8 protein-coding genes are annotated in these 8,646 nt (G+C 70.2%); 2 read left to right on the forward strand and 6 right to left on the reverse strand.

Features of this window, described 5'->3' with window-relative positions; genetic code table 11:
* Positions 1–40: 40 nt before the first annotated feature.
* The 6 genes from ACFVW8_RS20685 to ACFVW8_RS20710 all read right to left on the reverse strand — a co-directional run bounded on the left by ACFVW8_RS20685 (position 41) and on the right by ACFVW8_RS20710 (position 5,887).
* Entirely contained in the window at positions 41–1,066 is a 1,026-nt protein-coding gene (locus ACFVW8_RS20685) for a VOC family protein (protein WP_389692002.1), read from the reverse strand.
* Between the two features lie 97 nt (positions 1,067–1,163).
* Entirely contained in the window at positions 1,164–2,057 is an 894-nt protein-coding gene (thpD, locus tag ACFVW8_RS20690) for an ectoine hydroxylase (protein ID WP_389692004.1), read from the reverse strand.
* 6 nt (positions 2,058–2,063) lie between these two features.
* Positions 2,064–2,462: an ectoine synthase gene (locus ACFVW8_RS20695; protein WP_148015956.1), complete on the reverse strand. Its 399-nt coding sequence runs from the start codon at positions 2,460–2,462 to the stop codon at positions 2,064–2,066.
* Positions 2,463–2,581: 119 nt separating this feature from the next.
* On the reverse strand, positions 2,582–3,844 hold the full coding sequence (ectB, locus tag ACFVW8_RS20700; protein ID WP_389692006.1) for a diaminobutyrate--2-oxoglutarate transaminase: 1,263 nt from the start codon (positions 3,842–3,844) through the stop codon (positions 2,582–2,584).
* A gap of 87 nt (positions 3,845–3,931) precedes the next feature.
* Complete coding sequence (gene ectA / locus ACFVW8_RS20705) at positions 3,932–4,462, reverse strand: diaminobutyrate acetyltransferase (RefSeq protein WP_389692008.1); 531 nt, start codon at positions 4,460–4,462, stop codon at positions 3,932–3,934.
* 318 nt (positions 4,463–4,780) lie between these two features.
* A complete protein-coding gene (locus tag ACFVW8_RS20710) occupies positions 4,781–5,887 on the reverse strand; it encodes a pyridoxal-phosphate-dependent aminotransferase family protein (RefSeq protein WP_389692010.1) in 1,107 nt (368 codons plus the stop codon).
* 116 nt (positions 5,888–6,003) lie between these two features.
* Between ACFVW8_RS20710 and ACFVW8_RS20715 the strand changes: the two genes are divergently transcribed.
* Together ACFVW8_RS20715 and ACFVW8_RS20720 are read left to right on the forward strand one after the other, a co-directional pair.
* A complete protein-coding gene (locus ACFVW8_RS20715; protein WP_389692012.1) occupies positions 6,004–7,104 on the forward strand; it encodes an amidohydrolase family protein in 1,101 nt (366 codons plus the stop codon).
* 335 nt (positions 7,105–7,439) lie between these two features.
* Positions 7,440–8,456, forward strand: coding sequence for an SCO1860 family LAETG-anchored protein (locus tag ACFVW8_RS20720; RefSeq protein WP_389692014.1), 1,017 nt, complete (start codon positions 7,440–7,442; stop codon positions 8,454–8,456).
* Positions 8,457–8,646: the final 190 nt, after the last annotated feature.

An 8,646-nucleotide genomic window follows, 5' to 3' on the forward strand; every position in this document is an offset into this window, starting at 1 on the left:
GCTTCGTCCTCAATCGCCGGACGGGCTCGATGTGGCCGGACTACGGCTGCGGGGCCTCGTCCAGCGGGGCCCCGTGCCACTTCCACGACGTCACCCGGTCACGGCCCGGCAGATCCGCGCGGCCGGTGCACCAGAGGAGCACGGTCCAGCGGTCCTTGTCGTCCGGGGCGTCCGGGAAGAGCCGGGCCAGCACCCGGTCGCACAGGTCCGCGGACGGCGTCCAGCCGATGCCCAGGCCCCCGGCGAGGTCATGGGTGTGCACCAGGGTCTCCACGATGCCCATGGCCGCGAAACCTTCCGCGTCCGACACCCCGAACCCGTGGTACGAGCGGACGTCCGGAGCCGTCGTGCGCACCATCGCCGCCAGCAGGGCCCCGCTGGCCTCCAGGGTCTGCAGCAGTCCTGCCGTACCGGCCGCCGGGTCGGCGAAGACCGCGTTGTGCGGGCCGCCCTCGCGCCGGGGCTTCCAGTCGTACGGCACCTCGTTCCCCAATGGCGGTGACTGCGGTCCGAGCTGGGCCGCGTACGCGAAGAGGTCGTCGCTCAGATGCTCCACGGTCTCCCAGCAGGTCCACGTGAGCGTCCCCGCCGGGATCTGCCAGTTGTCCGCCGGGGCCTCCCCGAGCGCGGCGACCGCGAGCCGCACCGCCGACGTCACGTCGTCCGCCGTGACCGGCAGCCTCGTCCCGGTCAGGGCCGCCCGCTCACGCGCACTGCACTCCACACAGAACTCGTTGCCCTCAGGGTCGGCCAGAGTCGCCCAGCCGCGCCCGTTCGGCCTGCGGTGATCGGCGACCAGGGTGGCGCCGAGGGAGAGCAGCCGCTCGACCTCCTCGTCCCTGGTCCGGTCGTCCGGCTGGATGTCGAAGTGGAGGCGGTTCTTGACGCGTTTCGGGTCGGGCACGGTGACGAACAGCAGGGCGGCAGTGCCGGTCCGGACCAGCGCCTCCGGATCACCGGGGAAGTCGTCGTCCGCGAGGGAGGCCCCCAGCACCTCGGCCCAGAACGTGGCGAGCTCGTAGGCATCGGCGCAGTCGACGGTGACGTGGTGTACGTGTGAAGTCATGGGCCCCACTCTCACCCGGGGTACTCACCGGGTCCAGCGGTTATGACGACGGCGGGGCGGAACGGCCTGCCGTTCCGCCCCGCCGTGTCGTACGGGCCTACCTCACCGGCGTGAAGTCCCGCGCCCCGATGAACTCCGGGCGGCGGATCGGAGCCGCGAAGGGCTCCTGGGCCGTGTTCTCCACGCTGTTGAACACGATGAAGACGTTGCTGCGCGGGTACGGGGTGATGTTGTCCCCGGAGCCGTGCATGCAGTTGCAGTCGAACCAGGTCGCCGAACCGGCCCGGCCCGTGAAGAGCTTGATGCCGTGCCGGTCGGCCATCTTCGTCAGCGCTTCGTCGGACGGGGTACCCGCGTCCTGCATCTGGAGCGACTTCTTGTAGTTGTCCTTCGGCGTCTCGCCGGCACATCCGAGGAACGACTTGTGCGAGCCGGGCATGATCATCAGCCCGCCGTTGGTGTCGTAGTTCTCGGTCAGCGCGATCGAGACGGACACCGCCCGCATGTTCGGCAGGCCGTCCTCCGCGTGCCAGGTCTCGAAGTCCGAGTGCCAGTAGAACCCGGAGGCACCGAAGCCCGGCTTGACGTTGATCCGGGACTGGTGGACGTACACGTCCGAACCGAGGATCTGGCGGGCCCGGCCCACGACACGTTCGTCGCTGACCAGCCGGGCGAAGACCTCACTGAGCCGGTGGACCTCGAAGACCGACCGCACGTCCTGCGACTTCGGCTCGATGATCGAGCGTTCGTCCGCCCGTACCGCAGGATCGGCGATCAGCCGCTCCAGCTCGGCGTGGTAGCCGGCCACTTCCTCCGGGGTGATCAGCTGGTCGACGGTGAGGAAACCGTCGCGCTCGAGGCCCTGGAGGTCCTTCGCGGCGACCGGACCCGGTGCGCCGGGCGCGGACCAGATGACCGGGTCCTGGCGGGGAGTGGTCATCTCGGCGGCGCCGCGCGATGGGTACAGGTCGGCGCGTACATCAGTGGTCATGGGGGTTCAGCCCTCCTCGGTCAGCAGCGGGTAGACACCGTTCTCGTCGTGCTCCTCCCGTCCGGTGACGGGCGGGTTGAAGACACAGACACAGCGGAAGTCCGTCTTCGGACGCATGGTGTGGTGCTCATGGCCGTTGAGCAGGTACATCGTGCCGGGAGTGATCCAGTGCTTCTCGCCGGTCTCGTCGTTGGTGAGCTCGGCCTCGCCCTCGACGCACAGGACCGCTTCGATGTGGTTGGCGTACCACATCGACGTCTCGGTACCGGCGTACATGGTGGTCTCGTGGAGCGAGAAGCCCACCTTCTCCTTGGCGAGCAGGATGCGCTTGCTCTCCCAGGTTCCGGAGGCGGCCTTCACATGCCGGTCGGTGTTCTCGATGTCACTGAACGATCGGACGATCACGGTGGGTCAGTGCCTTTCTCTCTACGGTGTATCTCATCGGGCCCGCCCGGGGCGGCCCCGGGTCAGAGGCGGTCGGGTGGCTTCGGACCGGAAAGCGGACGCGGCCACCCGACCGCCTCTCAGGCGGTCTCGCGGACGCAACGGGCCAGCGTGCGCAGGCCCTCGTCCAGTTCCTCGGGGGTGATGGTCAGCGGCGGCAGCAGCTTGACGACCTCGCTCTGCGGGCCGGACGTCTCCAGGAGCAGCCCCAGCTCGAAGGCGCGGGCGCAGACGGCCGACGCACGTGCCGGGTCGTTGAACTCCAGGCCCCACACCAGTCCGCGGCCGCGGAACTGTGCGGTCGGCTCCTCGCCGCAGATCGCCAGCATCGTCTGCTCGATCTGCTCGCCGCGGGCCAGCGTCTGCTTCTCCATCTGGCCGTCCGCCCAGTAGGCGTCGAGCGCGGCGGCGGCGGTGACGAACGCCGGGTTGTTGCCGCGGAAGGTGCCGTTGTGCTCGCCGGGCTCCCAGATGTCCAGCTCGCCCTTGAAGAGGCAGAGCGACATCGGCAGGCCGTAGCCGCTGATGGACTTCGACAGTGTGACGATGTCCGGGACGATGCCGGCCTCCTCGAAGGAGAAGAAGCCGCCGGTGCGGCCGCAGCCCATCTGGATGTCGTCGACGATCAGCAGCATGTCCTGGCGGTGGCACAGCTCCTGGAGCGCGCGCAGCCACTCGGCGCGGGCGACGTTGATGCCGCCCTCGCCCTGGACCGTCTCCACGATCACGGCGGCGGGCTTGTTCAGCCCGGAGCCCTGGTCCTCCAGCAGCCGCTCGAACCAGAGGAAGTCCGGGACGGTGCCGTCGAAGTAGTTGTCGAACGGCATCGGCGTGCCGTGCACCAGCGGGATCCCGGCGCCGGCCCGCTTGAAGGCGTTGCCGGTGACGGCCAGCGAGCCGAGCGACATGCCGTGGAAGGCGTTGGTGAACGAGACGACGGACTCGCGGCCCTTGACCTTGCGGGCCAGTTTCAGTGCCGACTCGACGGCGTTGGTGCCCGTCGGGCCGGGGAACATCACCTTGTACGGCAGGTCGCGCGGCCGCAGGATGACGTTCTGGAAGGTCTCCAGGAAGGCCCGCTTGGCGGTGGTCGCCATGTCGAGGCCGTGCGTGATGCCGTCGCGCTCGATGTAGTCGATCAGCGCGCGTTTCAGCACCGGGTTGTTGTGGCCGTAGTTGAGGGAACCGGCTCCGGCGAAGAAGTCGAGGTACGAGTGGCCGTCCTCGTCCGTCAGCCGGGCGCCCTGCGCGCGGTCGAACACGGCGGGCCAGCCGCGGCAGTAGCTACGTACCTCGGACTCCAGGGTCTCGAAGACACTCAGGGCGGGCGGGGTGATGGTCACAGCGGGTCTCCTGCGTGAGGGGGGTGTGACGTGCGGCGGTGAAGGGGACTGCGACGGGCCTCGGAGCCCGTCGGCGGAAGTGCGCGCTCAGGCGTGGAACGGGCCGATGCGGTAGAGCACTTCCGGCAGATGAGTGCCCTCCGGGAACAGGCCGCCGTCGAAGAGCACCTCGCGTTCCAGTGCCACGTCGTGGCGCTGGGCGTAGGAGGTGAACAGGCGGTCCGATGCGGTGTTGTCCGGCGTGATCGTCGTCTCGACCGAGGCGAGGCCCTGGTTCGCGGCGACCCGAGAGGTCAGGGCGTCCAGCAGCTTCGCTGCCAGGCCGGTGCCGCGGTGGCCGTGGTCGACGGCCACCTGCCAGACGACGAGCGTCTCGGGGCGGTCGGGCCTGATGTACCCCGTCACGAAGGCGACCGGGCTGCCGGTCTCGTCGCGGGCGACCACGGAGGTCGCCGCGAAGTCACGGCACCACAGCAGGTAGCTGTACGAGGAGTTGAGGTCCAGGACCTTGGAGTCGCGGGCTATGCGCCAGATCGCGGCTCCGTCCTCCACTCGTGGGGCGTCGATGGTGATGAATTCGCTTCGGGCACTTGCAAAATCTGCTGGTGCGGCGGTCATGGGATTTGAATTTACCTAGCAAATTTCGAAATTGCATCGAGGAGAGGGGTTGGGTGAAGCGGCCTCCTGTGCTATCACGCGGGTGCGCGCCCCAGCGCGAATCAGCCACGCTTTCTTCCGATTTGAGCCGGATTTATCCGGCATAACGCCCTCGATGTGGAGTCGGTCACAACGTCGTAACTCTCTTGAGACGCCGTCGAATTACGTGAGAGGGGCTCGTTGAAACTGGGGTGTTTAGCCTCGGAGAAAGCGGGAAGAAGAATGCGGGAAGCTGCTCTCGGTAAGAAAGCTCCCCGCATTCTTTGATGGTGCCTGAATTTATTCGCTGGGCCAGGTTTCCGAGACCGCCCTGCGGGCAGCTTCGAAATCGACCTGCCGGCCTGCATCGGCCAGCGCCGCCCCCAGAGCCGCGAGCGAGGAGAGCACCGCGCCCCGCGTCGCATCCACTCCGTAATGATTGACCCTGATCATCTCCCCGGACAGTGCGCCCCCGCCTGCGATCAACGGCAGCGACGGGTCCGCGGCGAGCGCCCGTGCGACCAGACCCGCGGCGTCCACGCCCTCCGGAGCGCGCAGTGTCGTCGCCACCGGCGCCGCGTCCTTCGCCTCGTGCACATACGGGGTCAGGCCGCCGCCCAGCGCGAGTGCGCCGGCCCGGGTGGCCGCGGCCGCCGAGGCGTGACGCGCCATGAGGACGTCCGGGCCCTCCGCCTCGATCCGCTCCACACAGGCCTCCAGCGCCAGCATCTCCAGCTGGGCCGGGGCGTGCAGCAGCGCCTTGCGGCCGCCGTCGATCCAGCGCTCCTTCCAGTCCAGCAGGGAGAGATAGGAGCGGCGCGGGGCCTGCGGGTTGGCGGCGATCCGCTCCCAGGCGCGGGCACTCACGGACACCGCGGACACCCCGGCGGGACCGCCCATCGCCTTCTGCGCGCCGATCACGCACAGGTCGACACCCCACGCGTCGGGCAGCAGCGGCTCGGCGCCCACCGAGGCGACGGCGTCCAGCATGAACAGCGCCCCGTGCGCGCGCACGACCTCACCGATCTCCGCGACCGGGTTGGTGTTGCCGGTCGCCGCCTCCGCGTGGACCAGCGAGACGAAGTCGATCTCCGGGTGCGCGGCCAGCGCCTGCGCGACCTGATCGGCGGTGACGGCGGTGTGGAAGGGCACCGTGAGGTCGACGACCTCGGCGCCGCAGTCGCGCAGCCAGTTGCCGAAGGTCTGCCCGTACGGACCCGTGACCACGTTCAGCGCGGTCGAACCGGGGCGGGCGCCGCCCCGGATGCAGCCTTCGAGGGGGAGCAGCGCCTCGCCCTGCATGATGACGACATCCTGCTCGGTGGCGAGGAGACCGGCCACCCTCCGCTCCACGGCCGCGAAATGCGCGGGGGTGAGCGGGGCGAGGTCGAGGAAGGGGTGCGTCACGGTGGTGCTCTCTTCGGGATCGGATCGGTGTGCGGCCCGGCCTGCGGACCGGGCCAGGACCGAGGGTACCCAGCACCTCGCGGACGGCCTGAGGGGCGCCTCGTACAGTGCTGCCCATGAGTGATCACGAGGCGCCGCGGGTGCTGCAGGTGAAGGGGCGGGTGCTCATCGGTCCCGAGGAGGTCAGGGACGAGCTCTGGGCCGTCGACGGGCGCGTCACGTACGAGCGGCCGGCCGGCGCGGACGGGGCGACGGTCGTCACCGGATGGGCGCTGCCGGGGCTGGTCGACGCCCACTGCCACGTCGGACTCGACCACCACGGGGCCGTCGACACGGCGACCACCGAGAAGCAGGCCGTCGAGGACCGGGAGGCCGGTGCGCTGCTCCTGCGGGACGCGGGTTCGCCCGCCGACACCCGGTGGATCGACGACCGCGACGATCTGCCGAAGATCATCAGGGCCGGCCGGCACATCGCCAGGACCCGGCGCTACACCAGGAACTACGCGTACGAGATCGAGCCGGACGAGCTGGTGGCGTACGTGGCACAGGAGGCGCGCCGCGGCGACGGCTGGGTGAAGCTCGTCGGCGACTGGATCGACCGGGAGGTGGGCGATCTGACCGCGTGCTGGCCGCGCGAGGCGGTCGTGGCGGCCATCGCCGAGGCGCACCGGCTGGGCGCCCGGGTCACCGCCCACTGCTTCGCCGAGGACTCGCTGCGTGATCTCGTCGAGGCCGGGATCGACTGCGTCGAGCACGCGACGGGGCTGACCGAGGAGACCATCCCGCTCTTCGCGGAACGCGGGGTCGCGATCGTCCCCACCCTGGTCAACATCGCCACCTTCCCCTCGCTCGCACAGGGCGGGGAGGCCAAGTACCCGCGCTGGTCGGCCCATATGCGCCGGCTGCACGAGCGGCGCCACCACACGGTGGGCGCCGCGTACGACGCCGGTATCCCCGTCTTCGTCGGTACCGACGCGGGCGGTGTGCTGGCCCACGGGCTGGTGGCCGACGAGGTCGCCGAACTGGTCACCGCGGGCATCCCGGCCCTGGACGCGCTGTCCGCGGCGACCTGGGGCGCCCGCGCGTGGCTGGGCAGGCCGGGCCTGGAGGAAGGGGCTCCGGCCGATCTGGTGGTCTACGACGAGGACCCGCGGGCGGACGTGCGGGTGCTGGCCGCGCCGCGCCGGGTCGTACTGAACGGGCGCGTGATCGGCTGACCGGCGGGCCCCGGGGGCTGAGGCGGCCCGTGATGCACCGTGTTGACCGGCAGTTACCGGGAGTCGGCCCGCTCGTTGAATCACTTCTGTACCCGCTCCGGCGCGGTCGGCTCCGAGCCGCCCACACTCAGTGAAACGGGTGAACCCGAGGAACGCACGTGCAGGGATATTCGAATACAGGCACGGAAACCACCCTTTGGGATGAACTCACGTCAGGTGTCCGCCAGTTCACCCTCTGTGCGTAAAGATTCACGGAGTCGAGGCCACCGGTGCCCGCGATGTCCCCCATTGGACGGCACCGGTGGCTCCATGTCTCTTGTGGGGGTTCCACCATCTTGAACAGCAACACCTTCCGCCTCGCCGCCCTGGCGGCCGCCGCCGCTCCCGTCGCACTCCTGGTCGCCGTCCCTGCGCAGGCCGCCACCGCGACCACCGCCACGACCACCGGCGACGGGAAGGCGAGCGCGGTCGTGCTCCGTACCGCACTCGACGTCTCACTCCTGAACAAGACGATCGATGTGCCGCTCAAGGCCACGCTCAACGAGGTGCACGCCCCGGCCACCGCCAAGGAGACCGCGCTCAGCGTGCGGCTCGAGGGTGTGGAACAGGGCAAGCCCGTCCACGTGCTCCGCGCTGATGCCGCCACGGCGAACGCCACTGTCGACAAGCACCGCGCCGAGGGCTACACCAATGTGGCCAAGGCCCAGCTGCATCTGCCCGGTCTCCCGCTGCTGTCGCTGATCGAGGTCGAGCAGATCACCTCCAAAGCGGTCTGCGAGGTGGGCCACAAGCCGGTCGCCGAGTCGAACGTGCTGGGCCATGTGACGGTCCTCGGCAAGCGCGTCACACTCACCGCGACAGGCACCACACAGGTCAACGTGCCGGGGGTCGGAGACGTGACGCTCGACCTGTCGAAGACGCACACCACCTCACGCACCGCGGCGGCCGCCGCGCTTCAGCTGAAGGTCTCGGTCAACCCGCTCCACCTCAACGTCGCCGATGTGAAGGGCGAGGTCACGCTCGCCGAGGCCACCTGCGAGACGCCGAAGGCGCCCAGCCCGGGTGGCTCCACCGGCGGTGGCTCCACCGACGGCGGTTCATCGGACGGCGGTTCGACCGACGGCGGTGGTTCCAGCACCGGCGGTTCCGACAACGGGGGTTCCACGTCCGGCGACTCCGGCGGCGACGTGAAGACGCAGACCGGCACCGAGAAGGCGCCCGTGGCCTCCGACGCCGACCTCGCCGAGACGGGCAGCAGCTCCACCACGCCGTACATCGCGGGTGGCGCCGCCCTGCTGCTGGCGGCCGGTGCCGCCGCGATGGTCGTGACCCGGCGGCGTGCGCAGAACTGACGCCCGGGGGAGCGAGTCCGGGCCCGAGGGGGCGGCCGGGGGGCCGTAGGGGGAAAACGGGGGAAGGACGCAGGGAAAGAGCGGGCGGGGGGGGGGGTGTGGGGGGGGGGGGAACCCAACCCCCCCCCCCGCCGCACACCCCCCCCCCCCGCGCCGGACCACCCCCCCCCGGTGAGACCCCCCCACCCCC

It is taken from the genome of Streptomyces sp. NPDC058221 (genome assembly GCF_042882365.1).
Lineage (GTDB): Bacteria > Actinomycetota > Actinomycetes > Streptomycetales > Streptomycetaceae > Streptomyces.